Annotated in this window: 30 protein-coding genes and 4 tRNA genes; 26 read left to right on the top strand and 8 right to left on the bottom strand. The window is 56.5% G+C overall.

Going from position 1 to position 25,870, the window contains the following annotated elements; genetic code table 11:
* From fabF to AYR66_RS03115, 26 genes are all read left to right on the top strand, one after another.
* Positions 1-912 (top strand): beta-ketoacyl-ACP synthase II (gene fabF / locus AYR66_RS03240; protein WP_088709573.1); only part of this gene is annotated, 912 nt, incomplete at its 5' end.
* 69 nt (positions 913-981) lie between these two features.
* Positions 982-1,488 carry a protein YgfX gene (locus tag AYR66_RS03235; protein WP_088706328.1) on the top strand — a complete coding sequence of 169 codons (507 nt, stop codon included), beginning with the start codon at positions 982-984 and terminating at the stop codon, positions 1,486-1,488.
* A 90-nt stretch (positions 1,489-1,578) separates the two neighbouring features.
* Positions 1,579-2,181, top strand: a complete 603-nt coding sequence (gene rpoE / locus AYR66_RS03230; protein WP_057293164.1) for an RNA polymerase sigma factor RpoE — start codon at positions 1,579-1,581, stop codon at positions 2,179-2,181.
* Between the two features lie 70 nt (positions 2,182-2,251).
* Complete coding sequence (locus AYR66_RS03225) at positions 2,252-2,842, top strand: sigma-E factor negative regulatory protein (RefSeq protein WP_234814702.1); 591 nt, start codon at positions 2,252-2,254, stop codon at positions 2,840-2,842.
* A gap of 5 nt (positions 2,843-2,847) precedes the next feature.
* Entirely contained in the window at positions 2,848-3,831 is a 984-nt protein-coding gene (locus AYR66_RS03220; RefSeq protein WP_088709571.1) for a MucB/RseB C-terminal domain-containing protein, read from the top strand.
* 15 nt (positions 3,832-3,846) lie between these two features.
* Positions 3,847-5,325, top strand: coding sequence for a DegQ family serine endoprotease (locus AYR66_RS03215; RefSeq protein WP_088706327.1), 1,479 nt, complete (start codon positions 3,847-3,849; stop codon positions 5,323-5,325).
* 157 nt (positions 5,326-5,482) lie between these two features.
* Positions 5,483-5,737 (top strand): glutaredoxin family protein, encoded by a 255-nt coding sequence (locus tag AYR66_RS03210; protein WP_088706326.1) that lies wholly within the window; start codon positions 5,483-5,485, stop codon positions 5,735-5,737.
* 165 nt (positions 5,738-5,902) lie between these two features.
* Complete coding sequence (gene lepA / locus AYR66_RS03205) at positions 5,903-7,696, top strand: translation elongation factor 4 (protein WP_088706325.1); 1,794 nt, start codon at positions 5,903-5,905, stop codon at positions 7,694-7,696.
* The gene (gene lepB / locus AYR66_RS03200) at positions 7,693-8,604 is read left to right on the top strand and encodes a signal peptidase I (protein WP_088706324.1); all 912 of its coding nucleotides are present in this window, start codon (positions 7,693-7,695) and stop codon (positions 8,602-8,604) included. The genes lepA and lepB overlap by 4 nt, the downstream gene beginning before the upstream one ends.
* A gap of 54 nt (positions 8,605-8,658) precedes the next feature.
* Positions 8,659-9,012 (top strand): DUF4845 domain-containing protein, encoded by a 354-nt coding sequence (locus AYR66_RS03195; RefSeq protein ID WP_170942048.1) that lies wholly within the window; start codon positions 8,659-8,661, stop codon positions 9,010-9,012.
* A 24-nt stretch (positions 9,013-9,036) separates the two neighbouring features.
* On the top strand, positions 9,037-9,999 hold the full coding sequence (rnc, locus tag AYR66_RS03190; protein WP_088706322.1) for a ribonuclease III: 963 nt from the start codon (positions 9,037-9,039) through the stop codon (positions 9,997-9,999).
* Complete coding sequence (era, locus tag AYR66_RS03185; RefSeq protein WP_088706321.1) at positions 9,996-10,898, top strand: GTPase Era; 903 nt, start codon at positions 9,996-9,998, stop codon at positions 10,896-10,898. Before rnc ends, era begins: the two co-directional genes overlap by 4 nt.
* A 44-nt stretch (positions 10,899-10,942) precedes the next feature.
* The gene (gene recO, locus AYR66_RS03180) at positions 10,943-11,797 is read left to right on the top strand and encodes a DNA repair protein RecO (protein ID WP_088706320.1); all 855 of its coding nucleotides are present in this window, start codon (positions 10,943-10,945) and stop codon (positions 11,795-11,797) included.
* A 23-nt stretch (positions 11,798-11,820) separates the two neighbouring features.
* A complete protein-coding gene (gene pdxJ, locus AYR66_RS03175; protein ID WP_088706319.1) occupies positions 11,821-12,588 on the top strand; it encodes a pyridoxine 5'-phosphate synthase in 768 nt (255 codons plus the stop codon).
* A complete protein-coding gene (gene acpS / locus AYR66_RS03170; protein ID WP_088706318.1) occupies positions 12,585-12,977 on the top strand; it encodes a holo-ACP synthase in 393 nt (130 codons plus the stop codon). Before pdxJ ends, acpS begins: the two co-directional genes overlap by 4 nt.
* Positions 12,974-14,032, top strand: coding sequence for a beta-N-acetylhexosaminidase (gene nagZ, locus AYR66_RS03165; RefSeq protein ID WP_088706317.1), 1,059 nt, complete (start codon positions 12,974-12,976; stop codon positions 14,030-14,032). Before acpS ends, nagZ begins: the two co-directional genes overlap by 4 nt.
* Before the next feature lie 9 nt (positions 14,033-14,041).
* A complete protein-coding gene (uvrC, locus tag AYR66_RS03160; protein WP_088706316.1) occupies positions 14,042-15,907 on the top strand; it encodes an excinuclease ABC subunit UvrC in 1,866 nt (621 codons plus the stop codon).
* A 61-nt stretch (positions 15,908-15,968) separates the two neighbouring features.
* Positions 15,969-16,553 (top strand): CDP-diacylglycerol--glycerol-3-phosphate 3-phosphatidyltransferase, encoded by a 585-nt coding sequence (gene pgsA / locus AYR66_RS03155; protein WP_088706315.1) that lies wholly within the window; start codon positions 15,969-15,971, stop codon positions 16,551-16,553.
* A gap of 62 nt (positions 16,554-16,615) precedes the next feature.
* Positions 16,616-16,691: transfer RNA gene (locus tag AYR66_RS03150), tRNA-Gly, on the top strand.
* Positions 16,692-16,776: 85 nt separating this feature from the next.
* Positions 16,777-16,852 (top strand) — tRNA-Gly (locus AYR66_RS03145).
* A 34-nt stretch (positions 16,853-16,886) separates the two neighbouring features.
* Positions 16,887-16,960: transfer RNA gene (locus AYR66_RS03140), tRNA-Cys, on the top strand.
* Between the two features lie 64 nt (positions 16,961-17,024).
* Positions 17,025-17,117: transfer RNA gene (locus AYR66_RS03135), tRNA-Leu, on the top strand.
* 153 nt (positions 17,118-17,270) lie between these two features.
* A complete protein-coding gene (locus AYR66_RS03130; RefSeq protein WP_088706314.1) occupies positions 17,271-18,323 on the top strand; it encodes a tyrosine-type recombinase/integrase in 1,053 nt (350 codons plus the stop codon).
* 210 nt (positions 18,324-18,533) lie between these two features.
* Positions 18,534-19,712, top strand: coding sequence for a helix-turn-helix transcriptional regulator (locus AYR66_RS03125; RefSeq protein ID WP_088706313.1), 1,179 nt, complete (start codon positions 18,534-18,536; stop codon positions 19,710-19,712).
* An 11-nt stretch (positions 19,713-19,723) separates the two neighbouring features.
* Entirely contained in the window at positions 19,724-20,737 is a 1,014-nt protein-coding gene (locus tag AYR66_RS03120; protein WP_206047036.1) for a hypothetical protein, read from the top strand.
* On the top strand, positions 20,734-21,567 hold the full coding sequence (locus AYR66_RS03115; protein ID WP_088706311.1) for a DNA adenine methylase: 834 nt from the start codon (positions 20,734-20,736) through the stop codon (positions 21,565-21,567). The genes AYR66_RS03120 and AYR66_RS03115 overlap by 4 nt, the downstream gene beginning before the upstream one ends.
* A gap of 15 nt (positions 21,568-21,582) precedes the next feature.
* On the opposite strand, the gene AYR66_RS03110 is transcribed toward AYR66_RS03115, so the two are convergent.
* From AYR66_RS03110 to AYR66_RS03075, 8 genes are read right to left on the bottom strand one after another with little or no spacing between them, the layout of a single operon-like run.
* Positions 21,583-21,858 carry a hypothetical protein gene (locus AYR66_RS03110; protein ID WP_088706310.1) on the bottom strand — a complete coding sequence of 92 codons (276 nt, stop codon included), beginning with the start codon at positions 21,856-21,858 and terminating at the stop codon, positions 21,583-21,585.
* Positions 21,855-22,034, bottom strand: coding sequence for a hypothetical protein (locus AYR66_RS03105; RefSeq protein WP_088706309.1), 180 nt, complete (start codon positions 22,032-22,034; stop codon positions 21,855-21,857). Before AYR66_RS03105 ends, AYR66_RS03110 begins: the two co-directional genes overlap by 4 nt.
* A 2-nt stretch (positions 22,035-22,036) precedes the next feature.
* Positions 22,037-24,034, bottom strand: a complete 1,998-nt coding sequence (locus AYR66_RS03100; protein ID WP_141104014.1) for a ParB/RepB/Spo0J family partition protein — start codon at positions 24,032-24,034, stop codon at positions 22,037-22,039.
* Entirely contained in the window at positions 23,916-24,248 is a 333-nt protein-coding gene (locus AYR66_RS03095; protein ID WP_088706307.1) for a hypothetical protein, read from the bottom strand. Before AYR66_RS03095 ends, AYR66_RS03100 begins: the two co-directional genes overlap by 119 nt.
* Positions 24,245-24,475 carry a hypothetical protein gene (locus AYR66_RS03090; protein ID WP_088706306.1) on the bottom strand — a complete coding sequence of 77 codons (231 nt, stop codon included), beginning with the start codon at positions 24,473-24,475 and terminating at the stop codon, positions 24,245-24,247. Before AYR66_RS03090 ends, AYR66_RS03095 begins: the two co-directional genes overlap by 4 nt.
* Complete coding sequence (locus tag AYR66_RS03085; protein ID WP_088706305.1) at positions 24,475-25,026, bottom strand: metal-dependent phosphohydrolase; 552 nt, start codon at positions 25,024-25,026, stop codon at positions 24,475-24,477. Before AYR66_RS03085 ends, AYR66_RS03090 begins: the two co-directional genes overlap by 1 nt.
* The gene (locus tag AYR66_RS03080; RefSeq protein ID WP_088706304.1) at positions 25,023-25,322 is read right to left on the bottom strand and encodes a hypothetical protein; all 300 of its coding nucleotides are present in this window, start codon (positions 25,320-25,322) and stop codon (positions 25,023-25,025) included. Before AYR66_RS03080 ends, AYR66_RS03085 begins: the two co-directional genes overlap by 4 nt.
* Positions 25,322-25,576 (bottom strand): hypothetical protein, encoded by a 255-nt coding sequence (locus tag AYR66_RS03075; protein WP_088706303.1) that lies wholly within the window; start codon positions 25,574-25,576, stop codon positions 25,322-25,324. The genes AYR66_RS03080 and AYR66_RS03075 overlap by 1 nt, the downstream gene beginning before the upstream one ends.
* Between the last annotated feature and the right edge of the window lie 294 nt (positions 25,577-25,870).

Here is a 25,870-nt window from a genome sequence, read left to right as displayed (position 1 = left end):
GGCGGGCTTCCGATGATCGAAGAAACGCACGCTGAACTGACGAATCGCGGCCCCCGCCGCATCAGTCCGTTCTTCGTGCCGGCATCGATCATCAATATGATTTCCGGACATCTCTCGATCAAGTACGGTTTCCAAGGCCCCAATATCGCACTGGTGACTGCTTGCACGACAGGTTTGCATTGCATTGGTGCTGCCGCTCGCATGATCGAATACGGTGACGCCGATGTCATGGTGGCCGGCGGTGCAGAGTCGACGGTGTCTCCCCTCGGCGTCGGTGGCTTTGCGGCAGCGCGTGCGCTGTCGGCCCGCAATGAAGATCCGGCCACCGCATCCCGTCCGTGGGACAAGGATCGCGACGGCTTCGTGTTGGGCGAAGGTGCGGGTGTGATGGTGCTCGAAGAATACGAGCACGCCAAGGCGCGTGGCGCAAAGATTTACGCGGAGGTGCTGGGCTTTGGCATGAGCGCCGATGCATATCACATGACGGCTCCGCGCGAGGATGGTGACGGTGCACGCCGTTGCATGGTTGCGGCTTTGAAGAACGCCCGGATCAATCCTGATCAGGTCGATTACGTCAATGCCCACGGCACCTCTACGCCTCTCGGCGACATCGCAGAGACGGTTGCCATCAAGCGTGCACTTGGCGACCATGCAAGCAAGGTAGTAGTGAATTCGACCAAGTCGATGACCGGTCACCTGCTTGGCGGTGCTGGTGGCCTTGAGTCTGTATTCACCGTGCTGGCGATGTACAATCAGGTCTCGCCGCCCACCATCAATATCTTCAACCAGGACCCGGCCTGCGATCTGGATTATTGCGCCAATACGGCGCGACAAATGCCGATCAATATCGCGGTCAAGAACTCGTTCGGCTTCGGTGGCACGAACGGAACCCTCGTTTTCGGCAGAGTCTGAACCTGAAGGTTTGCTCCCTTCCCGTATGGCGGAGGGGAGCATCAGGCATCCCGCCACCATCCAGCTTCCATGTCCATTGCGGTATCCACCGTCGTGTACCCGTCGCGCATTCACTCGATGCTCATCGGTGCGATGGCGTTGATTGCCGCAGTCGTTGCATTTGTCGTCGCCTTCGGCCATCTTGGCGACCTATCCCTGTCCATTCGCGGACTCATTTCCTCCCTGCTGTTTTTCCTCGCCTCTTTTGGGTTTTATCATGGCATGGCCAGCCGAAAAACCATACAACTTGATATCTCCGGCATAGGTCAAATCCGGCTGCTGACTCTAGAGGGCAATCGCTCTTGTAGCAGCAAAAAACGACCTCATGTAACGGGGATGGGTGATCTGGTCCGGTTGATGGATAACTCGACGATCTGGACCTGCTTGCTTTTGCTCCGCTTGCAGTCGGAAGACGGTCGAATGACCGTCGTGCCGATTTTCCCCGATAGCGTTGATCGGGAGTCCTTTCGGGCGCTATCAGTGGCTTGCCGATGGATATCTGTGCGGAACGAAACGCAGTGTCCGGAAATTTTCTGAAAATTGTTCGCGCGGAATTGAACTTATTGCATTTCCCATAGTCAACTGCTTTAGCCGCGTGCAAGTTGCAACGGGACAAGGGATCGGGGATTGACGACAGAACGCGACATTGACCAATTGCTTGTCGAGCGTGTCCAGCGCGGCGATAAAAAAGCGTTCGAGCTCTTGGTTTCCAAATATCAGCGGAAACTGATGCGGCTTGTATCGCGGCTTGTGCGCGACCAGGCTGAAGCCGAGGACGTCGTTCAGGAAGCCTTTATCAAGGCGTATCGTGCGTTGCCGCAATTTCGCGGCGACTCTGCGTTTTATACCTGGCTGTATCGGATCGGAATCAATACCGCGAAGAACTACTTGGTAACGCAGGGCAGGCGCGCGCCAACATCGACAGAGGCAGATGCTGAAGAAGCGGAAACATTTGATGACGGGGAGCATCTAAGGGACATCAATACGCCAGAATCGATGCTTGCGACGAAGCAGATTGCAGAGACAGTGAATGTGGCGATGGATGCACTTCCGGATGAGTTGCGGATAGCAATTACATTGCGTGAGATCGAAGGCTTGAGCTACGATGAAATTGCAGAAGCGATGGGGTGTCCGATAGGCACCGTGCGCAGCCGGATATTCCGGGCGCGTGAAGCCATCGCCGAGAAGTTGAGGCCGCTGTTAGGCACTGCGATCGACAAGCGCTGGTAAATGCAGGGATAGGCATAACAAGGCTTTTTAGGCAGAAAACAGGGTTTGGCGCGTCCTGAATGAGGTAGTTATGAACACGAATGAAATGACCCGGGAACAGATTTCCGCACTCGCAGATGGCGAGGTACAGGAGGCACAACTAGACAGTGTGCTTGCGGCCTTGCGTTATGCGGATGGGAAAAAAGACTGGGACATTTACCATCAGATCGGAGATGTGTTGCGGTCCGACGACATGGACATCAAGCTAAGCCCGGGTTTCACAGCAAGCTTCGTTGCCAGGCTTGAGGCGGAGCCGACGATCATTGCTCCGGGCCTCGTTCAGGATGTGAGGGGCGAAGGTGATACGGTCCGTGGGTCCAAGGCAAGACGTTGGGCACTGCCAAGCGTGGCAGGTGCAGCGGCGATGGCCGCCTTCGCGTTCTTCGCCACGCCGCAATTGATGGTCGCGCTGAAAGGCGGTAACTTGGCTGAACAGTCAACGCAGGTGGCATCCACCACGGAGCAGGCAGGAGTCATTGCAGCTTCAGCGGCAGAAGGTGTGATTCTTCGTGATCCGCGTATCGATGATTACCTGATGGCGCACCAGCGTATTTCTCCTTCGCTTTACAGTACGGCGCAATTTGCACGATCCGCGAATTTCGCCTCCGATTCCAATAAATGATTCGTATGCGGCAAACATTCGCTTTACTCAAGTTTGTCGTTGCCACGTCGCTTCTTCTCGTCGGATTTTCGGCATCGGCCGAGAATGCCGACGCGCAGTCATGGCTGAAAAAAATTCAGTCGGCAGCGCAGAAACTCAACTACTCCGGCACGTTTGTTTACCAGCAGGGAAGCCAGATGCGCACTTCACGCATCACACATCTGCTGGAAGGCAAGAATGAAATAGAAAAGCTGGAAGTGCTGGACGGCAAGCAGCGCGAATACATTCGGACCAATGAAGAGGTTATCTGCTACGTGCCCGAAGCAAAGACGCTTTTGGTCGAAAAGCGGGTTACGCACGACGTGTTCCCTGCCATCCTGGCCGCCACTCCGACGGAAATTGGCGAATACTACAATGTAAGAATGGACGCGGTAGGCCGCGTCGCCGGACGTGACTGCCAGGCAATTGTCCTCGAGCCGAAAGACAATATGCGCTACGGCTATCGTCTCTGGGCAGACAAAGCCACCGGCTTGCTGCTGCGGGCGCAAACGCTTGACGAGGGGCGGAGCGTGATCGAGCAGATCGCGTTCACGCAGATTGCCGTTGGCGGCATCGACCGCGCCCGCGCCCGCTCGAGTTTTGGGGATACTTCCGGTTGGCGTGTTGAGAATGCTGTCATGAGCCAGGCGAGTTTATCGGGATGGACGGTCAAGTCGCTGCCGCCAGGTTTCCGAAAGGTGCGCGAGGTAAAGCGGCTCGTGTCCGACACTGCTGTGCAGGGGCAGTCCGCCCAGCGTGAAGTGTCGCATATGGTATTTTCAGACGGTCTGGCTGCGATTTCCGTTTTCATCGAGCCCGGCTCACAAAGCCGGACCGAGGGCTCGATCCAGCAAGGCGCACTGAATATTGTTGGTAAGCGGCATGGCGACTTTTGGCTTACCATCGTGGGGGAGGTTCCTTCAGCGGCCATCAGACAGGTCGCCAATTCGATTGAGTTCAAATCCAAATAGCTAGAATAATCAGATATGAAAACAATCCATCACGCTCGAAATCTCGTTCTTGCATTGCTTGTTGGCGCGGTTGGTATCGGCGCGTTACCTGAATCCCTGGGCGGGATGAGGACCGTTCACGCGGCGTCCGTTGCCGGATTGCCCGATTTTGCCGACCTGGTGGAGAAGACCGGCCCGGCAGTGGTCAATATTCGGACGACCGAGCGGGTCAAGCCGGGGCAGGGAGGCGGTCTTCCAGGTGCTGAGGACGAGGAGATGCAGGAATTCTTCAGGCGTTTCTTTGGTGTGCCGATGCCGCGGCAGCAACCTGCGCCGCGTGGACGGCGGCCGGCTCCGCAGCAGGAGGAGGAGGTGCCGCGCGGAGTGGGGTCGGGTTTCATCATTTCCGCTGATGGGTTCGTACTGACCAACGCGCATGTGGTTGAAGGCGCAGATGATGTGTACGTGACACTGACCGACAAGCGCGAATACAAGGCCAAGATCATCGGGGTCGACAAACGTACCGATGTTGCCGTCGTCAAGATCGAGGGCAGCAACCTGCCGCGCCTGACCATTGGCGATCCAAACAAGCTGCGTGTCGGTGAATGGGTTATTGCTATCGGCTCGCCGTTCGGGCTCGAGAATACTGTGACCGCGGGGATCATTTCTGCCAAGGCGCGCGATACCGGTGATTACCTTCCCCTGATCCAGACGGATGTGGCGGTCAATCCCGGCAATTCGGGCGGGCCGCTGATCAATATGCGGGGCGAGGTGATAGGCATCAATTCCCAGATCTACAGCCGTTCGGGTGGATACATGGGTATCTCTTTCGCTGTTCCGATCGACGAAGCGATGCGCGTCGCTGAACAGCTTCGCGCGACTGGCCGTGTTACCCGCGGCCGTATCGGCGTGCAGATCGGCGAAGTGACCAAGGATGTGGCCGAATCGCTTGGAATGGCGCGCGCCCAGGGGGCTCTCATCCAGCGCGTCGAGCCGGGCGGTCCCGCAGAGAAGGGCGGCCTGGAAGCAGGGGATATCATCCTCAAGTTCAATGGCGTGAACATCGAGAAATCCAGCGACCTTCCGCGTCTCGTAGGCGCGACGAAGCCGGGAACGAAAGGAACGCTGAGCGTCTGGCGAAAGGGGGCGGCGAAGGAAATTACCCTGACGATTGCTGAACTCGAGCCCGAAAAACTGACCCGCAAGGACGAGAAGAAGGGCAAGCCCGAACAGGCGCCCAATTCGCTAGGCCTTGTGGTCAGCGACCTGTCCGAGGCCCAGAAGAAGGAGCTGAAGGTCGATGGTGGTGTCATTGTGGATGCATCCGAAGGCGCGGCTGCGCGCGCTGGATTGCGGGCAGGCGACGTGATCATGCGCTTGAACAACAATGATGTGAAAGACGCCAAGCAGTTCAACAGCCTTGTTGCCAAACTGGAGCCCAAAAAACTCGCGGTTGTTCTCGTCCGTCGCGGGGAAGCATCCCAGTTTGTACCGATCCGACCTAACGGCCAATAATGTTCGAAGTGCGCATCCGGGTGGCAATGTACTTCCCGGATGTATACCGCCACCGCTTGGTCGATTGAATCTTAGACACTATACTGAACGTGGCGCTGCCGTTGGCGGCTCAGCCGTTGTTTCCCATCCAGAATGAACGTATGTTGGCCTGATTGCGATGGTCCATTTCACCCTCTATACCCGATCTTATTGTCACCTGTGTGACGACATGCTTGAAGCACTACAGGCTTTGAGCGGCGAATTTCCGTTCACGGTTGAAATGATGGATGTCGATGCGGATGAAGCCCTGACTGCGCAATTCGATGAACTGGTTCCGGTCCTCTTCGGGAAGAAGGGTAATGCCGATTCGGTTCAGCTATGCAACTACTTCCTGGATGACACCCGGGTGCGAGATTTCCTGCAAGCCGTCTGAGCGTCCTCAAGACGTCTAGGCGTGGCGGTCATCAAGGCGATTTTGCGGGCTTTCCCCTCTGAAATCCGGTAAAATGCCGCCTGTTGAATAACCTTCTGTCTATAAGGCGCTCGTTAGGGGAGCTCCCCTGTTCAGAGCGCCTTTTTTGTAATTGCATCTTAGCTAATGGACAACATTCGGAATTTTTCCATCATTGCCCATATCGATCACGGCAAATCCACGCTCGCAGACCGCATCATCCAATTGTGCGGCGGCCTGTCTGACCGCGAAATGGAAGCCCAAGTGCTCGATTCGATGGACTTGGAGCGCGAGCGCGGTATCACGATCAAGGCGCAGACGGCGGCCCTGTCGTACAAGGCGCGTGACGGCAAGACCTACAACCTCAACCTCATCGATACTCCCGGCCACGTCGACTTCAGCTATGAAGTCAGCCGATCCTTGTCCGCATGTGAGGGCGCGCTGCTGGTAGTGGACGCCTCGCAAGGCGTCGAGGCCCAAACCGTGGCCAATTGCTACACCGCGCTCGATCTGGATGTTGAAGTCGTCCCTGTCCTGAACAAGATCGATCTTCCTTCTGCCGATCCGGAAAATGCCATCAACGAAATCGAAGAAGTGATTGGCATCGACGCCGGCGACGCCGTTCGCTGCTCGGCCAAGACCGGCTTGGGCGTCGAGGACGTGCTGGAGTCGTTGATTGCCAAGGTGCCGCCCCCGAAGGGCGATCCTGACGGTTCGCTGCAAGGACTGATCATTGACTCCTGGTTCGACAATTATGTCGGCGTTGTGATGCTGGTCCGGATTGTCAATGGTACGTTGCGCCCCAAGGAAAAGATCGCATTGATGGCGACGGGCGCACAGTATTTGACCGAAAGCGTCGGCGTGTTCACCCCCAAATCGCAGGCGCGCGAATCCTTGTCTGCCGGGCAGGTCGGCTTTGTCATCGCAGGCATCAAGGAACTGAAGGCCGCGCGTGTTGGCGACACCATCACGCTCGCCGCCAAGCCTGCTGCCGAGCCGCTCCCAGGGTTCAAGGAAGTGCAGCCGCAGGTGTTTGCCGGCCTGTTCCCGGTTGAAGCGAACCAGTACGATGCGCTGCGCGATTCGCTGGAAAAACTGAAGCTCAACGACGCCGCGCTGCAGTACGAACCCGAGGTCTCGCAAGCACTCGGTTTTGGTTTCCGTTGCGGCTTCCTCGGCCTGCTGCACATGGAGATTGTGCAGGAACGCCTCGAGCGCGAGTTCGACATGGATCTCATCACGACCGCTCCAACGGTTGTGTATGAAGTAGTCCTCCGCGACGGTACGATCCTCATGGTGGATAATCCATCGAAGATGCCCGAGCCGCCGAAAATCGACGAGATCCGTGAGCCGATCGTCACCGTCAACCTCTACATGCCGCAGGAGTACGTCGGTTCGGTCATCACCTTGTGCACCCAGAAGCGCGGCGTCCAGGTCAACATGACCTACCACGGCAAGCAGGTAATGCTTACCTACGAAATGCCGATGGCCGAGATCGTCCTCGATTTCTTCGACAAGCTGAAGTCGACTTCGCGAGGCTATGCGTCGATGGACTACGAGTTCAAGGAATATCGCGCGGCCGACGTCGTCAAGGTCGATATGCTGATCAATAGCGAGAAGGTCGATGCGCTCGCCATCATCGTTCACCGTGCCAGCAGCCAGTTCCGCGGACGTGCCGTGGCAGCGAAGATGCGCGAATTGATTCCGCGCCAGATGTTCGACGTAGCCATCCAAGCCGCCATCGGGGCGAACATTATCGCTCGCGAAAACGTGAAGGCGATGCGCAAGAACGTGCTCGCCAAGTGCTACGGTGGCGACATTTCGCGTAAACGCAAGCTGCTCGAAAAGCAGAAGGCGGGCAAGAAACGCATGAAACAGGTAGGTTCGGTTGAGGTGCCCCAAGAGGCATTCCTGGCGATTTTACAAGTGGAAGATAAATGAGTTTGCAAGCAATTCTCGGCAACTTCGCATTAATCCTGTTCATTCTCACTGTCGGAACCGGAATCATCTGGTTCCTGGACGTCTTTCATCTGGCGCGGCAGCGTCGGGTGCGGGCTGACGCGGCACTGGCCGAGTTCGATGCCCGCCGCGCCCGTCTCCAGGCCGAGGGCCTCAAGGTTGAAGAGGGGGACCGAAGCAAGCTGGAGGCCGACATCCTCCGTCAGCCGACATGGATCGAATACTCGGGCAGTTTTTTCCCAGTAATTGCGTTGGTGTTCTTCTTGCGTTCCTTCTTGTATGAACCCTTCAAGATCCCATCGAGCTCCATGGTGCCAACGTTGGTCATCGGTGACCTGATCCTGGTGAACAAGTTCACCTACGGGGTTCGCCTGCCGATCATCAACAAGAAAGTCATCGACATCAACGATCCGCAACGTGGTGATGTCATGGTCTTCAAATATCCGAAAGATCCTTCGCTTGACTACATCAAGCGCGTGGTTGGTGTTCCAGGTGATAAAATCGTATATAAAAACAAGCGCTTAACGGTGAATGGTAAAGAAATTTCTTATGAGCCTTTGCCGGACTACCTCGACGAAGAGCATTTGAGCTACTCGAAGCAATACATGGAAGGGTTGTCGGCCACGCCACACCGGATCCTCAACGATGACAGGGCTCCTGCCTATGTGCAGAATCCGGATCCGTTCCCCAAGCGCGAGCTGTGCAGCTACAACCTGGAAGGATTCACCTGTACCGTCCCCTCTGGACATTACTTCATGATGGGGGATAATCGGGATAACAGCCTCGATAGCAGGTACTGGGGCTTCGTTCCGGATGAGAATATTGTCGGAAAAGCATTTTTCGTCTGGATGAACCTTGGCAATCTGAAACGGATTGGCAGTTTTCAATAACAAATAAAAGGGAGTGAGCGGATGGAGCGACGGAATTGTTCCGGAAACAGGCAGTTGGGTCTTTCGCTGGTGGGTTTTCTGTTTGGCATCATTATTGTTGCGCTGCTCGCAGTCCTTGGAATGAAGGTGGTGCCGACGGTCGTTGAGTTCACGGCAATCAAGAAGGCGATGACTAACGCCAGGAACACAGGGACGACTGTCAAGGAAATCCAGGACTCCTTCGACCGTCAGAGGGACACCAGTTATATTGAGTCCGTGACGGGCAAGGATCTTGAAATTACCCGTACCAGTGACGGCTGGGATGTGAGCGTGGCGTATCAAAAGAAGATTGCGCTGTTTGGCCCCGCCAGCCTTTTGCTTGAATACGAAGCGGCGACCGGTGGCGCTGCAAAGAAACCGAAACCTTGATGACCTGGTTGGGCGCGAAACAAGATGGATTTCAAGTTATTGCAGGATAAGCTGGGCCACACGTTCAAGGACACTGCATTGCTGCAGCAGGCCTTGACGCACCGCAGCCATAGCAGCCTGCATAACGAAAGGCTTGAATTTCTTGGTGATTCCGTCCTGAATTGCGTTGTCGCCTCCCTGCTGTTTGAACGTTATAACAAGATTGACGAGGGTGATCTCTCCCGGCTCCGCGCCAATCTGGTCAAGCAGCAATCGCTGTACGAAATCGCCCAGCGCCTTGAACTATCCCAGTTCCTGCGTTTGGGGGAAGGCGAACTCAAGTCAGGCGGATTCCGTCGTCCCTCCATTCTTGCCGATACCCTGGAAGCGCTTTTCGGAGCGATTTTTCTGGACGCAGGGTTCAATGCAGCACGGGATGTCATTCGATCGCTCTACATCCCCATCCTCGACACGGTTGACCCTAGGACATTAGGTAAGGATGCAAAAACTCTCCTGCAGGAATTCTTGCAAGGAAAGAAAATTGCCTTACCTCAATACAATGTCGTCGCAACCCATGGTGCCGCACACAACCAGGAATTCGAAGTCGAATGCCTGGTACCCAAGCTCGAAATCCAGGTCTTTGGGACAGGTGGCAGCCGGCGCGCCGGCGAACAGGCCGCTGCCAAACTTGCGCTTGAAGCGGTGCAAAATGCGCTAGCGAAGTCGGCTTCATCAGGTCGCAAGAGCAGACCGAGGGCGTCGCAGCTCAAGCTGGCTGGAATAGCAACGATTCAGCCCGATGCCCCCGTTGAAGATGACAGCAAGAAGATCGCAAAGGCGGCAAAGGCCGATATCAAGCATGATGCCAAGGACGATGCCGCGCAGAGCAAACTGGACCTGAAGTCCGAGCCGCAGCATGAGGCGGCGGGCAAGGCAAGTGAAAATCCGGCTCCGGTTGCCGAAACCGCAGGGCAGACGGCATCATCCAACCATTCGAAAACTGCATGACCACTTCAGACTCCCGCGAGGAATTTCGCTGCGGATATATCGCTATCGTGGGCCGCCCCAATGTGGGGAAATCGACCTTGATGAACGCCCTGATCGGCGCCAAGGTGAGTATTACCTCTCGCAAGGCGCAAACCACGCGCCACCGTATTACCGGTATCCAGACCACTGCACAAGCCCAGTTCGTCTACATCGACACGCCCGGATTCCAAACCCGGCATTCGAACGCACTCAACAAGACGCTGAACCGGACGGTGACGAATACGCTGACCGCGGCGGATGTCATTCTTTTCGTGATCGAGTCCGGAACCTTTGGACCGGCGGACAAGCTGGTACTTGACCTGATTCCGAAAAACGTTCCATGTATCCTGGTCCTTAACAAGGCAGACCGGACCAAGGACAAGGCAGTCATGATGCCATTCGCGCAGAAAGTCGCGGCTGAGCATGATTTTGCTTCCATCGTGCCGGTATCGGCCAAGCTGCGCTTCCAGCTCAATGTCCTGGAATCCGAAATCTGCAAGCTCCTACCCATGAATCCGCCGATGTTCGATGAGGATGACATCACGGATCGCAGCGAACGCTTCCTTGCCTCTGAAATCGTACGGGAAAAGGTATTCCGCTATGTCGGCGACGAATTGCCTTACACCAGCACGGTGGTGATCGAGCAGTTCGAGCAGGAGGGCAATTTGCGGCGTGTTTTCGCGGCCATTCTTGTTGACCGCGACAGTCACAAGGCGATGGTGATCGGGCAAAAGGGGGCGAAGCTGAAGGAAATTTCCACCCAGTCCAGGCTCGACATGGAAAAGCTATTCGGCGGCCCGGTCTATCTCGAGATCTGGGTCAAGGTCAAGTCCGGTTGGGCGGACAACGAGGCCGGCCTGCGCGCCTACGGCTACGAATAGGACAGGCTGCCAGTCCCGACTTTGCAAGGGCGAGACCTTTTCACATGGCCTTTCCGCTGACGAATGAAGACGATGGGCTGACCGATAGTCCGACGGGGTCCCGGCTAGAGGAACAAGCTTCCATTGCTGCCCGCCCGACCCATGGCCAGTCCAGGCGCGGCGGCAGCCACTCGAAGTCCCCCGAAAAGGAATACAGGGTATCTTCCCAGCCTGCGTTCGTCTTGCACAGCTATCCATACAAGGAAACGAGCCTGATTATGGATGTGTTTTCGCGTGACTACGGACGCGTTGCGCTAGTGGCCAAAGGAGCCAAGCGTCCGCATTCGAAATTGCGCGCCGTGCTGCAGACCTTCCAGCCACTGACCGTGAGCTGGAGTGGAAAGGCTGAAGTGCGCACCCTCACTGGCGCGGAGTGGATCGGCGGATTGTTGCCGCTGGAGAAATCAGCCCTGTTATGCGGCTTCTACTTGAACGAACTGCTGGTGAAGCTTCTTGCGCGCGACGATGCCCATCCCGCCTTGTTCGACCATTACATCGCCACCCTCAACCAGCTTGCACATGACGAACCGGCACCGATAGTGCTTCGCAAGTTCGAGCGCGCACTCTTGAAAGAAACCGGCGTGGGCGGCAATTTTTCGGTTTGTGCGTCGAGCGGAAGCGCTGTCGAAGCGGAGGCAATCTACGTCGTCGATCCTGAGCGCGGCCCGAGACTCGCTCATCCTGCCGATAACACGCCGCGCGTCAGCGGCAAGACACTGCTGGACATGGAGCGGGAGGACTACAGCGACAGTAGGACGCAGATGCAGAGCAAGTTCCTCATGCGGTTCCTGCTGGCGCATCATTTGGGTGGCGCACCGCTCAATACGCGGCAGATTCTGATAGATTTGATGCAGTTATAGTCCACTCAAGACCATCCCAAGCCATGAGCCTCCTACATCCCAACACTCCGGTAATCGACCTTGGCGTCAACATCGACCATGTGGCCACGCTGCGCAACGCGAGAGGCACGACCTATCCCGACCCGGTCCAGGCAGCCTTGCTGGCGGAGGAGGCGGGGGCGGATTGCATTACCTTGCATTTGCGAGAAGACCGCCGACATATCAAGGATGCGGATGTGGAGACGATTCGTCCGCAGCTACGTACACGGATGAACCTGGAATCGGCCATCATGGCTGAAATGCTCGATTTTGCCTGCCGTATCCGTCCGCAGGATGTGTGCCTGGTGCCGGAGCGCCGGAATGAAGTTACGACCGAGGGCGGACTCGATGTCGCCGGGCATTTTGCAGATGTACAGGCAGCCGTGCGGCAATTGCAGGCGGAAGGCATTCGCGTAAGCCTTTTCATTGACCCGGATCCAGAACAAATCCGTGCTTCCGCCGAAGCCGGCGCGCCGGTCGTCGAAATCCATACCGGCCGCTACGCCGAGGCGTCCGGCGAGACGGGACAGCAGCAGGAGCTGGCGCGTGTCCAGGCGGCGGTAATTGAAGGCGTCAAGCTCGGCCTGAAGGTGAACGCCGGCCACGGCTTGCACTACACCAATGTGCAGGCAGTCGCTGCCATTCCGGAAATCGCCGAGCTCAATATCGGGCATGCCATCGTTGCACAGGCTGTCTTTGTCGGCTGGAAGAACGCCGTGAAGGAAATGAAGGCGATCATGGTCGCCGCCCGGCTCGGTCTTCACAAGAAATGATCTACGGCATCGGCACCGACATCATCCAGATTTCGCGCATCGAAGACGCGCTCACCCGTCACGGCGACCGGTTCGCCGAGAAGATTCTCGGGAAGGAAGAGCTGGATAAATACCACCGGCGCAAGTCAAAGGTAGAGGCACGAGGCGTCCGTTTCCTCGCCTCGCGCTTTGCCGCTAAAGAGGCGTTTTCAAAGGCTATCGGCCTGGGAATGCGCATGCCGATGACTTGGCGAGCGATGCAGACGCTCAATGCCCCGAGCGGCAAGCCGGTCGTCGTGACCAGCGGCGTCCTGAAAGATTTCATGGAACAGAACGGGCTCACCGCCCAGGTATCGATTACCGATGAAGCCGATTATGCGGTGGCCTTCGTATTAGTGGAGAAGAAATGAACAATGTAGCGGTCAACGCTAAGCAGCAGCTCGGTCCGGTCATGCTGGACGTGGTAGGAACGGTCTTATCGGATGACGACATCCGGCGCATCCAGCATCCGCTGACCGGCGGCGTCATCCTGTTTGCACGCAACTATGAAGACCGCAAGCAGCTCGTGGCATTGACCCGGGCGATTCATGACGTCCGTCCGGGCGTGCTGATCGCCGTCGACCATGAGGGCGGCCGCGTGCAGCGCTTCAGGACCGATGGTTTCACGCGCCTGCCAGCCATGCGCAAACTCGGCGAGTTGTGGGATGCCGATGTCCTGGCGTCGATCAAGGCGGCCACCGACGTCGGTTTCGTCCTGGCGGCTGAATTGCGTGCCTGTGGCGTCGACCTGTCGTTTACGCCGGTGCTCGACCTCGATTACGGCGCATCCGGAGTCATCGGCGACCGCGCATTCCATCGCGATCCGCGTGTGGTGAGCGTGCTGGCCAAGAGCCTTAACCATGGCCTGACGCTTGCCGGCATGGCGAACTGCGGCAAGCATTTCCCCGGCCACGGATTCGTCAAGGCCGATTCGCACGTCGACATTCCCGTCGACGAACGCAGCCTGAAGGAAATCCTGGCTGACGATGCTGCGCCCTATGGCTGGCTGGGGCTTGGACTGGCGGGTGTCATGCCTGCGCACGTGATCTATCCGAAGGTCGACAAGAATCCCGCCGGTTTTTCGAAGAAGTGGCTGTCGATCTTGCGGCGCGATTTCGGTTTTCAAGGTGTCATCTTCAGCGACGACCTGAGCATGGAAGGTGCCAGCGTCGCGGGCGGCGTCGTCGACGGTGCAAATGCCGCCCTGGCAGCCGGCTGTGACATGGTCCTCATCTGCAATTCGCCCGACAAGGCCGACGAATTGCTGCAGGGCCTGAAGGTCAAGGCGACGCCGGCGTCCAAGGCGTCGGCGTCGCGCATTGCAGCGCTCGTCCCGCAGTCTTCTGCCATGCACTGGGAAGACCTGCAGGACGATCCGCGCTATCGTGCGTCAAAGGCCACGGCGGAGACGCTGACGGGAGCGTAAAGAGGCAAGATGTCCGAAGCAGTCGAACCTGAAGTCCCGGATCCGCGCGCGGTCATCCTCGACACCGTCGCAAAGCTGCCGCACCTGCCCGGTGTGTACCGCTATTTCGATACCGAAGGCAAGCTTCTGTATGTGGGCAAGGCGCGCGACCTGAAGAAGCGCGTCTCCAGCTACTTCCAGAAAACGCTAACCAGCCCGCGCACAGCAATGATGGTCGAGCGCATTGCGCGGCTGGAGACGACCGTTACCCGCAGTGAGGCAGAGGCGCTGCTGCTCGAGAATAATCTCATCAAGACGCAGCAACCACGCTACAACATCCTGTTCAGGGATGACAAGTCTTATCCCTACCTGAAGATCACTGCGCAGGATGTGCCGCGTATGGCCTATTACCGTGGCGCAGTGGACAAGAAAAACCACTATTTCGGTCCGTTCCCCAGCGCCTGGGCGGTCAAGGAATCCATCCAGATCCTGCAGAAGGTCTTTCAGTTGCGCACTTGCGAAGATACCGTGTTTGCTAACCGTACCCGGCCTTGCCTGTTGCACCAGATCCAGCGATGCAGCGCGCCTTGTGTCGGCGCAATCAGCAACGAGGATTATGCGCACGACGTAGAAAATGCGGCGAAATTCCTGCGCGGGCGGCAGAAAGAGGTGCTCGACGAGCTGGAGACCAAGATGCATGCGTTCGCTGCGGAACTGAAATTCGAGCAGGCGGCGGCCGTGCGCAACCAGATCGCGGCCTTGTCCCGGGTGCTCCACCAGCAGGCCATGGAGACCGTGGGCGACGCCGACATCGACATCCTCGCGGTGGTCGTCCAGGGCGGGCGCGCTTGCGTCAACCTTGCAATGGTGCGAGGAGGGCGTCATCTCGGTGACCGGGCGTATTTCCCTTCGCATGTCGACGACGTGCTTGCTGATACGGATGCAGGCGTCGAGGCAGAAGTCCTGAAGGCTTTCCTGGCACAGCATTACATCGACACCTTTGTGCCGTCGATCATCATTCTGAACATCGAGCTGGACGAACCAGCGTTGATGATGGCGTTGATGGAGCAGTGCGGGCATCGTATCTCGCTCGTGTTCCAGCCGCAGGGGCAACGCCGGCAATGGCTGGAAATGGCCCAGAAAGGCGCCGAGATTGCCCTAGCGCGCCTGTTGTCGGAGCAAGGTTCGCAAAAGGCACGTACACGCGCTTTGGCGGATACCCTTGCGCTTGATTCCACGGATATCGATGCACTGCGAATCGAATGTTTCGATATCAGCCATACTCAGGGTGAGGCAACGCAGGCATCCTGCGTCGTTTTCCATCATCACGCCATGCAGAACGGTGAGTATCGACGTTTCAACATCAACGACATCACACCGGGTGACGACTATGCGGCGATGCGACAGGTACTGACGCGGCGCTACGAAAAGGTGGCGAACGGAGACGGTGTCATGCCGGACATCGTGCTGGTAGATGGCGGCAAGGGGCAGGTCGAAATGGCGCGCCAGGTGTTCAGCGAACTCGGTCTCGATATCTCGCTGATCGTGGGCGTGGCGAAGGGGGAAGGGCGCAAGGTTGGCCTCGAAACACTCATCTTTGCCGATGACCGGGCGCCGCTTGAACTGGGCAAGGAGTCGGCCGCGCTCATGCTGATTGCGCAGATTCGCGACGAAGCCCACCGCTTCGCGATTACCGGCATGCGCGCGAAGCGTGCCAAGGCACGGCAGAGCTCCAGGCTGGAGGATATCGAAGGAATTGGCGCCAAGCGCCGGCAGAAGCTTCTTGCCCGCTTTGGCGGACTGCGCGGCGTGGCGGATGCAAGCGTGGAAGAACTGGCTTCAGTCGAGGGTATTTCGCGCAAGCTGGCGGAAGAGATCTACAAGCAATTGCATTGACCGTTGCGCCTGCCGCGCAGTGATTTGCGGGAAGGGCTGTTTCCACGCGATAATCGTCATTATGCCCTTCAATATTCCGATTCTGCTGACCTGGCTGCGTGTGGCACTCATCCCCCTCGTGGTCGGCGTCTTTTATCTTCCAGACACTTGGCTCTCATCCGAGGCGAAAGGCATTGCGTCGACGGCGATTTTCATCGTTGCAGCGGTAACGGATTGGTTTGACGGCTTCCTTGCACGACGGTGGAACGAGACATCCGCATTTGGCGCCTTCCTCGATCCCGTGGCAGACAAGCTGATGGTCGCAGGGGCGTTGCTGGTCCTCGTCGAATTCGATCGCGTCAATGCGGTCATCGCGTTCATCATCATCGGCCGCGAGATTGCCATTTCCGCACTGCGCGAATGGATGGCACAGATCGGGGCGTCAAAGTCGGTGGCCGTCAGTTCGATCGGCAAGATCAAAACGACGGCGCAAATGATTGCGATACCCATGCTGCTGTATAGCGATACGCTGTTCGGTTTCGTCGATACCCGTCTGTGGGGCGCGTGGCTGCTTGTGATTGCTGCTGTGCTCACGGTATGGTCCATGTTCTACTATCTCCAGAAGGCATGGCCGCTGATCAAGGAGAAGGCAGAGTCGCGCGCTTGATTGTTTGGCCATGCTTGACAAAAAAAGACAGGTCTCTATAATGTGCGTCTGTTGTGAACGACGCGGGAATAGCTCAGTTGGTAGAGCGCAACCTTGCCAAGGTTGAGGTCGAGGGTTCGAGACCCTTTTCCCGCTCCAAGATTTCGAAGGAAGCTTACGCAAGCTTCCTTTTTTATTTCACAAGGTTAGGTGGCTTTCGCCCGAATTGTGAACACAGCATTACGCGGGAATAGCTCAGTTGGTAGAGCGCAACCTTGCCAAGGTTGAGGTCGAGGGTTCGAGACCCTTTTCCCGCTCCAGTTTTTCGATTTTGTGGTTAAATAACCTCCCCGTGGCGGGGTAGCAAAGTGGTTATGCAGCGGCCTGCAAAGCCGTCTACGCCGGTTCAATTCCGACCCCCGCCTCCAGTTTTTCAAAAAAAGCGCCGCGTGCGCTTTTTTTACTTGTACGTCCGGTCTATCGTACGCACAGGCCCGAGTGGTGAAATTGGTAGACACAGCGGACTTAAAATCCGCCGCTTACCCGAGAGGGGGCGTACCGGTTCGACCCCGGTCTCGGGCACCAGCAGCATATTTCCAGTATTCAGTTAAAAGGCCGCAATCCAAGTAAATGCAAGGGTTTACGGCCTTTTTGCATTTTCGGCGCGACTCGCAAATCCCCTAAAAATACCGCGTTTTACTGCTACCATTTACGAAAAATCTCCGAAAGATTTACGAAATGGCGAGCTTCAAAAAAGACGGCAACGTGTGGCGCGTGCAGGTGTATGTCAAAGGGCAGCGCGATTCCGGCACATTCCAGACCAAGGCGCAGGCGCAAGCTTGGGCGGCGCAGCGTGAGACGGAGCTCCGGCAGAACAAGTCAACCGCGGTCATTGCCGGCAAGACCGTCCGTGACGCGTTCCACCGGTATGAGAAGGAAGTCTCCAGGACGAAGCGCGGGCACCGATACGAGGCGCTCCGGATGGGCGTGCTGGCCGAGATCGAGGTCGGTGAGCGGCCGGTCAAGTTCGGCGACATCAAGCTATCCGATCTGACGTCTGAGCATCTTGGCATGTTGCGTGATGCCCGCATGAGTATGGAGGTCGCGCAGCGGCAGATCGAGAGGGCGGATCCGGCACCGATCCGGACCGTGAGCGGATCGACCGTCAACCGTGAATTTAACCTCCTGTCGCACGTTTTCAACACGGCGCGGCGTGAGTGGAAGTGGCTTGCCGAAAGTCCGACGAAAGACGTCCGACGGCCGAAAAACCCGCCTCCTCGCGATCGGCGGATCCGGGAGGACGAGATCGAGCGCCTGTGCTTGTCGCTCGGCTTCGATGACGGACCGGCGATGACGGTGAGTCAACGCGTCGCTGTTGCGTTCCTTTTTGCAATCGAGACTGCAATGCGTGCCGGCGAGATCTGCGCATTGGTGCCGGAGCACGTCCAGGGGCAGGTTGCGCACTTGCCGCAGACGAAGAACGGGACAAAGCGGGATGTGCCGCTCTCCAAGCGTGCCGTCGAGCTGCTGTCCTATTTGCCGAAGCCGGAGGAGGGTGGGACCGTTTTCGGGATCACTTCGAAGTCCCTCGATGCGTTATTCCGCAAGGCCAAGGATCGATGCGGGATCACGGACCTGACTTTCCATGACTCGCGACATGAGGCGATCACGCGCCTGGCGAAGAAATTGAACGTTCTGGAATTGGCCCGAATGGTGGGGCATAGGGACTTGAGGATGCTGCAGATCTACTACAACGCGACGGCCGCTGAAATTGCCAGTCGCCTTGACTAGCAACTGAATGGCGTATGCGGAAATTCGCAAGTGCTACCCGGAAGAAGTGCAGACGTCTGCACAACCTAATCCTTACGAAAAGTCAGCTTCCCGACCCATTTACTTTGCTGAAGGACAATCGTATCCGAAGTTGTGTAACAGTGTACTTTAAGGTTTTGTGGCCTACCGGTACAATAGCCGCCTGCAAAAACAAGATAATATTGGGAAATTATGCCCGCCTTTTCGCCGATATCAGGAGCGCCAACTCGTGGCTGTCCAACGGACCTTCTCGAGTTTGACCGCCAAAATCCTCGTCTACTGAATGGAAACGACTACAGCACTTCGAACGATGAGGACATTATCTCGGCGTTGAACGAGATCTCACCTCTCGACGAAGTCATTACGTCGATTTGCACCAATACTTACTTAGACTTTGAGCCTCTAATTGTAATGGGACCCAATGGGGGGCCGTATAGAGTCCTAGAGGGCAATCGCCGGCTTGCATCGATAAAGCTAATAAAAGATCCGGACCTGGCGGCGAAATGCAGAATTTCCCTTCCAAGGATACGCGCGGATGTTCGCAGGTCCGTTGAAAAAGTCACAGTCTGGCGTGTCGACAAAGAGAGCGACGCACAGGCATTCATTGGCTTTAAGCATATTAACGGCCCTAGTCGATGGGATGCTTATGCCAAGGCACGCTTCGTGTCAGATTGGTATAAGCGCGAGCGCGAGAATGGACTCACTATCGATCAAATCGCGCGGCAGCTTGGTGATGATAACGATACTATTCGCGCGTACATCTCTAGCATCTTCGTACTGGAGCAAGCAGAGGGACGTAAACTTTTTGACATTAAGAACCGGTATAACAAAGGAAAATTCGCGTTTTCGCATTTGTATACCGCGCTTGGACGGACGGAATATCAGGACTTCCTCGGACTTGACAAAGGGTGGAGCAAGGAGCCTGTAACTTCGCCAGTTCCAAGAGCAAATGAGGGCAAGCTAAAAGAGGTTTTACTTTATCTTTACGGCGACAAACGAGATGACGCTCAACCATTAGTTAAGTCTCAAAACCCTGACTTGAAGCATGTGGGTGAGGTAATTGCCCACCCAGTTGCTCTCGAGAGAATTCGCACCGGGGAGAAGCTTAGTGTCGCTTATAACGAGGTGCGCTCGCCTTACGACGTGTTTAGCGAAGTGTTGGCGCAAGCCCATGTGCGGCTCAGTTCTGTTATAGATGCGCTACCAAAATACAATGGTGAACCGAACCTCCTCGCGATAGCGCGTGAGATCTCGCAGCAGGCTGATATTCTCCTTACCGTAATGAAGAAGAAAAGTGCAGAAGTAAATCCTCCGGCGACGCCGAAAAGCAAGGGTGCTCCAGGCACAAAAAAGCCACTCCAAAAGAAGTAAAGTAACCGCAAATGCCGTTAGCCCAAATTCCGTTGGATCGCGATCCTCACGTAATCGCAGATTGGTTTGAATTTCATGTCTTATGTTCTGAGTACTCGGTTGGTCAGCTCCGGAGTTTGCAAAGAGCATGGGACCGTAGGCGAAACTCCGAAAGCTCAGATCCAGAAGGGCGCGCGTTAGAAGACGGCGCTCCGGATGAGCAGTTTTTGGAAGAGATACTTGCAGAATTCCAAAAGCGAATGGAATGCTTGGGTGATCATTATCCCTTCCAGTTTAACGACACTGAGGAAGAGCTACTCCTGAAAAACGATATATCCGACGGGGCGATGCTTTATCTTTTCTGCCTCTTCCTGTCGAGCGTAAAGAGTTCCGAGATTTTCGAGCTTGATCGCTTTGATTTTGAGTTAAATAACAGGATTCGAGACTTGTTTCAGGCGTGCGCTACTTGGGCAGCAGCCGGAGCACTTGAAGGCTGTGCTATAGCATTCGGATTTCCTCGTCCAGATGGATCTCCCTACCTGGACAAACTGCGTTCAACTTATGCACTGTTTGGGGAGGGCACTGTACGGGAAGCTCCTCTGCCAGGGGTATCAACAAATCCCAAAGATGAAGGTATTGACGTCATCGCATGGAAGCCTCGAAACGATAATGCAGCAGGCACCTTTTATATGCTTGGGCAAGCGGCTTCCGGTGGCAACTGGCCAAGTAAGAGCGTACTCGAATATTTCCGTCCATTTCACGAGAACTGGTTTTCAGAAATACCAGCTTCCGAGCCGACGGCCGCACTCTTCATCCCATTCTGTATCCCACTCACCGGTGGAGCGACACTCAAGCAACAGTTGCATGTGCTAACGAAGAGGTATGGCGCGATCTACTATCGATATATGATCCCAGTACTTGCCTACAGGGGGCTGGGACTAACGGCAGATCAAAGACTTACAGTTGAACGTACCACTGATTTTCCTGAGATAGCCGCTTGGGTTACTGAACGAATCACAGAGCTGAAGCAGGCTGCCACGGCATGACCGAGATTGTCAAAACTCCCTTCCGCTACCCCGGAAGTAAATCGTCGTTTACAAAGGTAATTAAGGACCTGATCATTTATAACGGGCTCGAGGGGAAGAAGCTCGTGGAACCCTATGCCGGAAGCGCAGCTGTAACGTTAGCGCTCCTGTCAGAAAAAGTTTGCTCGGAAGCAGTAATTTCGGAGCGCGATCCCCTCATGTACTCTTTCTGGAAGGTTGCATTTGAGCATCCAGATAAGCTCATAAAAAAAATCAAGAATGTGACCGTTTCACTCAAAACGTGGCATGAACTTCAACCTTTGCTGAAGTGCGAAGAGCCATCAGAAGAAGATGAAGTTCAGCTGGCGTTTGCGGCCTTATTCTTTAATCGAACAAACTTCTCAGGAGTCTTGCATTCGGGGCCGATCGGCGGGCAAAAGCAGTCGTCTGCCTATAGCATTGATTGTCGCTTCAATAAAGAAGATTTGATCGATAAGATTAAAAGACTCAGTGATCTCGCAGACCGAGTGGAAGTCCGGTATGGAGATGCGCTCGACGTAATTACGGAATACAAGCGAAGAACTACTAGCCTTTTCTATGTGGATCCACCCTATTTTATTCAGGGACGTAAGCTTTATCGTCATCACTACAAGCTGAAGGACCATGTGGCGCTATCCTCTTCTCTTAAAAGTGCCAAGTTCAATTGGATATTGAGCTATGACAGTCATGACGTGATTAAGGGTTTGTATGCCGATCACAACCATGTACATAAGGCATTCCAATACAGTACTAAAGCACCGAAAAAAGAGGATGAGCTGCTCATCACTACTCTAGAAATACCGGTAAATTAGATTGGTCATTGGCGATTAATTTCTCGTCCTAATTTCGCGATATTTCTCCGCCCACTCGATCACCTCTTTTGCCTTCCAGAGCGGATGACCGCGGCCGCCTTGCGACGGGAGGCGGATCGCCTTCGGGAAGTCGGGGAGCGGGCAGATCCGCTCGCGGACGGCGGAGTCGCTGCGCTTCAAGAATTGGGCGATCGTCGAGACGTCCCAAAGGTCAATGTCAACCGGGAGCGCCGGACGGAGTTGCTTGCCGAGGAGGTCGGCCAGCTTGGTGAGGAGTTCGGTTTCGCTCATTTCACTTCTGCGCGTGTTGGAGCGCGCAGCTCGCTGGTGATGTCAGTGTTGCCCGCAATTCTTGCGGCCTTGGCTGAGATCCAGGCGCGGGAGCGCCTGGGGAACTGGCGACGCAGCTCCTGCTCGGCTTTCGTCGAGGCGGTGCGGCGTGCCAGAAAATTGAACTTCTGAGACATGGTCACTTGCCCTTTGCGGCCATTTCCGCGGCGGTGGGGAACGGCCATGCGGTAGCGGGGACCTCGTCGGTCTTTGCGTTTGTTGCCGCGGCCTTTTTGGCTGGCGTAGGCTTCGCTGGAGCCGCTTTTTTCGTGTCGGTGGCATCCTTGGTCGTCTCGGCCATTTTCGGTGCCTCTGCGGCCGTTTCTGCAGTCTTTTGCTGCCCCTTCTTCTTCGGCGTTTCAGCTGCGACTGGCAGATCCTGCTGCTCTGCAGGTTTCGGGGTATGTTCCGATCGGATTTTGTCGTGCTCGATGTCGCAGGCCTTTGCAACATCGAGGAGGCCGAGATACCAAGGATTCTCAAGGTGCTCGTCGTCGTCCATGTCGAAGGCGTCAACCTGGACGCACTCGCCAATCGTCATTCCGAGGATAAAGGCGACAACTTCTTCGAGACTGGCGGAATCGATGAACTTCGCAGCTTCATTGAAGTTGAGGACGTTGAACTTGTAGTCGCTCGCAATGACGTGTGGGAAAGACCATTCGTCGCAAAGACGCTTTGCGATATGACGTAGGGCGGTTAAGTGCCCGTCTCCCTGGAGGATCTTGCTGCGGACCTCTGCATATACCGCTTTCCGGATTGTTGTCTCCAGCTCGGCCTTTTTCGTGCGCTCGCGACGCTCAGCCTCGGCCTGCTTTTCCTTCTCCGAGACTTTCGGATCGCGTGCGTTGCCGCTCATCTTTTCCTGCAAGAGCGCATTGTGCTTCTCCAGGGTGAGGCAGAGGCCCGCCTTCTCCAAGGCGAACTGGATAGCGGACTTTTCATACACCGCATCAATTTCGCCGTCATTGCCTTTGACATACGCGACAGGCTTCGGCAGTTGGTCGGCGGGGATGACGTCCTCAATGGGCGTGTTGGACATCGAGGACTTGGCCAACCGGTCCATCTTGTAGAGGCCGTCATATGCGGACACCTGGTTGTTTTCCCGGAGCTTGGTATAGGCCTCCATGCCGTCTGCGTAAATCGGCAGACCTGACTTTTGCGCGGCTGCGGCTTTGCGCTCGTTGTGTGCGTTAACCTTTGATTCGAAACAATCCGGATCAGTGCAGACGTCTGCATCGACGTCGTGATAGATCTCCGGCTGATTACCGGTCCGTTTTGGGCAGGAGAGGCAGGATCCAGTAGCTGATACGAGCTTGGCGTCCTTGATCGCAAACTTTGCGTGAGCGAGATCGAGCATGTAGCGCGCCTGGAGGTGCTCGACGGCGCGGCGGAATGACATCGGCTCGGGTTGTCCGTAGTTGTGGACGATCTCCTGCGTTGCCTTTGCCTGCAGGGCGAGGACCGGCATCCTGGCGATTCGCTCTGCAATCGAGGCGTTGATCTTGCCGGCGAAGAAGGCCTCGCGTGCTTCGGATGCGAGAGAGCACAGCTTCAAGCGGCCATAGATGTAGGCCTTGCTCTTGCCGACCTTGTCGGCCAGCTGTTCTGCGGTGTAGTCGTGTTGGCGCATGAGCTGGTCGTATCCCTCCGCCTCCTCGATCGGATGCACGTCCTGGCGTTGCAGGTTCTCGATGACCTGGATCTCCAGCACCTGGACGTCTGTGAGTTCGCGCACGATCGCAGGGATGGACTGCAGGCCTGCCAGTTTGGAGGCGCGGTAACGGCGCTCGCCGGCGACGATCTCGACGCAGTCGATCATGCTCTCGGTGGTCGGCAGCGGACGGACAAGGATCGGCTGTGCGACGCCAACCTGCCGGATGCTCTCGGCGAGCTCATGCAGTGCGGACTCGTCGAAGTGTTTGCGCGGGTTGGTCTTGGAGGGAATCACGCACGCAAGGGGGATAGTGCCGAAGTGGGGCTCTGCAAAATTGGTTTGGGTTGCGGTCATGGCTTTTCCTTCAACGATGGGATGCGACAGTGGGGATGGAGGTCTGTGCAGCACGCAGCTTTGCGAGCAAACCGAACGGATCCGACGGGTTATAGCGAGGGGCCTCGACCGGAGGATCTTTGCGAACAAGTGCGGCGAGGCCCGTTTTCGTGATGGTGTAGGTGGAGGACTGCGTTGCCTTGTCACGTCCCTTGATTACAGCCTGTGCGGCAATGAGGGGCTTCATGACCGTAGCGATATTCTTTGTGGTCACGCCGATGGACTCGGAAAGGGATTTGCCGGTTGTGCGGCCGTGATCTTTTAAGTGGAGCAGGGCAAGCGTTTGACGGTCTTTGCGTTTCATTTGGATGCCTCCTGCCGAGGCTTGCCAAATTTGGTCTTGCGGAGCTGGTTGAGGGGAACGCACTCCAGGATTCCCGGTAGCTCATGGTCCACCTCGACGACCGCAAAGGCCTGCCCGTTCTCGATGCTGCGGGTGAGGTGGCGCACAGCGCCAGTGTTCGTCCCGTCGATAGAGCTGTCCCATTCGACCAGGTCGTTCTCGCTAAATGCGACGGCTGTAGCGATCATCACAGGACTCCGGCGAGCTCTTTGAAGCGGGACAGATACATCGACTCGGCCAGGTGCGAGGACACCGGACTAATGTTCCCGTTGCGCGGCTTGACACCTTCGAGGATTGCCCACGGCGTTGCATCGGGCGGCATGAGATCGCGGCGCTCTGTGGCGAGCATGATGAGATCCGCCTCCTGGATGCAGGCCTTGCACTCGTCGGACTGCTCCATGCCGAGGCCGAAGCGGTCGAAGATCTCGGCCTGCATCATGCTTTCCCATGTGCGGTATTGGGCGCTGCCGTCGAGGCGCTTGAGCGGCTGGACCATGTCGCCGAAGTAGGCCTCGGCGGCGTCATGGAGGAGGGCATGGAGACGGTACTTGAGCGGCACCAGGTGCGATGCCAGGACGCAGTGTTGCGCGACGCTGTAGAAGCGGCGCGTATGGCCTCCAAAGCGGTTGATCTGCGACAGCGCGTGTGCAATGTCGGTGATGTGGATCGTTGTCGGATCCGGCTTGAGGAGGTTCACGTAGCGGCCGGAGTAGGTGAGGATGCAGTTTTCGAGATTCATTTGCGGCGTGCTTTCGGAGTGGGCTCGAAGGCCTCATTGATGAAAAAGGACAGGACGCACCGGAAACCGGCGTTCTTGACGAGGAGGTGCCATTCGGCGAAGACGTATTGCGTGCGGGGACGGACGCGGACGGGAGTGCTGACCTGGTAGCCGGCGGACTCCATGGCGGCGATGCGGGATCCGATTGCCAGCACTTTGGAACGCGCCTCCGGGTCGGTGACGCGTTCCAGAATGACGGCGATCTTGCTCGCGGCTGCGGTGTCGTCTGCTTGAACGGGGAGCTCGGCCGCGATCATCACGCCTCCAGGCGGCGGAGTTCGGACTTGAGGTGCACCTGGCGCTTGTGGAGCTCACCCTCAACGAGGAAGTCGTTGAGCCGGTTCTCCTGGATGTGTCCGAGCTGGTATTCGTTGTGCTGCAGCTCGAAATTGATGAGCCAGCGGCGGATCCGGTTGGCGGCGGGCTTGATGGCGAGTGACAGCATTGCGCGCACTGTCACCGGCCGGATGCGGCGGAAGGTGTTGCGGTACTGCGGCTTCTGATTTCCCATTTTGCGCTCCGTCAATAAGGTTGCGACGGGGCAAATTAAACCATGGGTTTATTTTTATAGTCAACCTAGGGTTTAATATTGGGGGAAAATTTTAACCTTTACTTATCTCATGTTCATGGGATTTGTTGCCATTTAGCAATGTGCTAAGTGTAAATTCCGATTAACAACGAGTAGAGAGATGAAAACGAAGCTGAACGATGCGAGCGCGCTCGAAGCGGAGATCTTGGAGCTGAGTGATTCCTACCGGGGGATGGTGCCGGAGGCGAGAATGGTACTGATGGAGGCGGCGCAGCG

Origin of the sequence: Noviherbaspirillum denitrificans (genome assembly GCF_002211445.1) — a bacterium.
Classification (GTDB): Bacteria; Pseudomonadota; Gammaproteobacteria; order Burkholderiales; family Burkholderiaceae_D; genus Noviherbaspirillum; species Noviherbaspirillum denitrificans.
The sequence above is the reverse complement of the archived record's forward strand: the minus strand, read 5'-3'. Positions and strand labels throughout refer to the sequence as shown.

Bases quoted from the DNA above. Each gene is read 5' to 3' on its own strand.
- AYR66_RS03235 (WP_088706328.1), top strand. From the start codon at position 982: ATGTCCATTGCGGTATCCACCGTCGTGTACCCGTCGCGCATTCACTCG.
- AYR66_RS03225 (WP_234814702.1), top strand. From the start codon at position 2,252: ATGAACACGAATGAAATGACCCGGGAACAGATTTCCGCACTCGCAGAT.
- AYR66_RS03220 (WP_088709571.1), top strand. From the start codon at position 2,848: ATGCGGCAAACATTCGCTTTACTCAAGTTTGTCGTTGCCACGTCGCTT.
- AYR66_RS03215 (WP_088706327.1), top strand. From the start codon at position 3,847: ATGAAAACAATCCATCACGCTCGAAATCTCGTTCTTGCATTGCTTGTT.
- AYR66_RS03210 (WP_088706326.1), top strand. From the start codon at position 5,483: ATGGTCCATTTCACCCTCTATACCCGATCTTATTGTCACCTGTGTGAC.
- lepA (WP_088706325.1), top strand. From the start codon at position 5,903: ATGGACAACATTCGGAATTTTTCCATCATTGCCCATATCGATCACGGC.
- lepB (WP_088706324.1), top strand. From the start codon at position 7,693: ATGAGTTTGCAAGCAATTCTCGGCAACTTCGCATTAATCCTGTTCATT.
- rnc (WP_088706322.1), top strand. From the start codon at position 9,037: ATGGATTTCAAGTTATTGCAGGATAAGCTGGGCCACACGTTCAAGGAC.
- era (WP_088706321.1), top strand. From the start codon at position 9,996: ATGACCACTTCAGACTCCCGCGAGGAATTTCGCTGCGGATATATCGCT.
- recO (WP_088706320.1), top strand. From the start codon at position 10,943: ATGGCCTTTCCGCTGACGAATGAAGACGATGGGCTGACCGATAGTCCG.
- pdxJ (WP_088706319.1), top strand. From the start codon at position 11,821: ATGAGCCTCCTACATCCCAACACTCCGGTAATCGACCTTGGCGTCAAC.
- acpS (WP_088706318.1), top strand. From the start codon at position 12,585: ATGATCTACGGCATCGGCACCGACATCATCCAGATTTCGCGCATCGAA.
- nagZ (WP_088706317.1), top strand. From the start codon at position 12,974: ATGAACAATGTAGCGGTCAACGCTAAGCAGCAGCTCGGTCCGGTCATG.
- uvrC (WP_088706316.1), top strand. From the start codon at position 14,042: ATGTCCGAAGCAGTCGAACCTGAAGTCCCGGATCCGCGCGCGGTCATC.
- pgsA (WP_088706315.1), top strand. From the start codon at position 15,969: ATGCCCTTCAATATTCCGATTCTGCTGACCTGGCTGCGTGTGGCACTC.
- AYR66_RS03130 (WP_088706314.1), top strand. From the start codon at position 17,271: ATGGCGAGCTTCAAAAAAGACGGCAACGTGTGGCGCGTGCAGGTGTAT.
- AYR66_RS03125 (WP_088706313.1), top strand. From the start codon at position 18,534: ATGCCCGCCTTTTCGCCGATATCAGGAGCGCCAACTCGTGGCTGTCCA.
- AYR66_RS03120 (WP_206047036.1), top strand. From the start codon at position 19,724: ATGCCGTTAGCCCAAATTCCGTTGGATCGCGATCCTCACGTAATCGCA.
- AYR66_RS03115 (WP_088706311.1), top strand. From the start codon at position 20,734: ATGACCGAGATTGTCAAAACTCCCTTCCGCTACCCCGGAAGTAAATCG.
- AYR66_RS03110 (WP_088706310.1), bottom strand. From the start codon at position 21,858: ATGAGCGAAACCGAACTCCTCACCAAGCTGGCCGACCTCCTCGGCAAG.
- AYR66_RS03105 (WP_088706309.1), bottom strand. From the start codon at position 22,034: ATGTCTCAGAAGTTCAATTTTCTGGCACGCCGCACCGCCTCGACGAAA.
- AYR66_RS03095 (WP_088706307.1), bottom strand. From the start codon at position 24,248: ATGAAACGCAAAGACCGTCAAACGCTTGCCCTGCTCCACTTAAAAGAT.
- AYR66_RS03090 (WP_088706306.1), bottom strand. From the start codon at position 24,475: ATGATCGCTACAGCCGTCGCATTTAGCGAGAACGACCTGGTCGAATGG.
- AYR66_RS03085 (WP_088706305.1), bottom strand. From the start codon at position 25,026: ATGAATCTCGAAAACTGCATCCTCACCTACTCCGGCCGCTACGTGAAC.
- AYR66_RS03080 (WP_088706304.1), bottom strand. From the start codon at position 25,322: ATGATCGCGGCCGAGCTCCCCGTTCAAGCAGACGACACCGCAGCCGCG.
- AYR66_RS03075 (WP_088706303.1), bottom strand. From the start codon at position 25,576: ATGGGAAATCAGAAGCCGCAGTACCGCAACACCTTCCGCCGCATCCGG.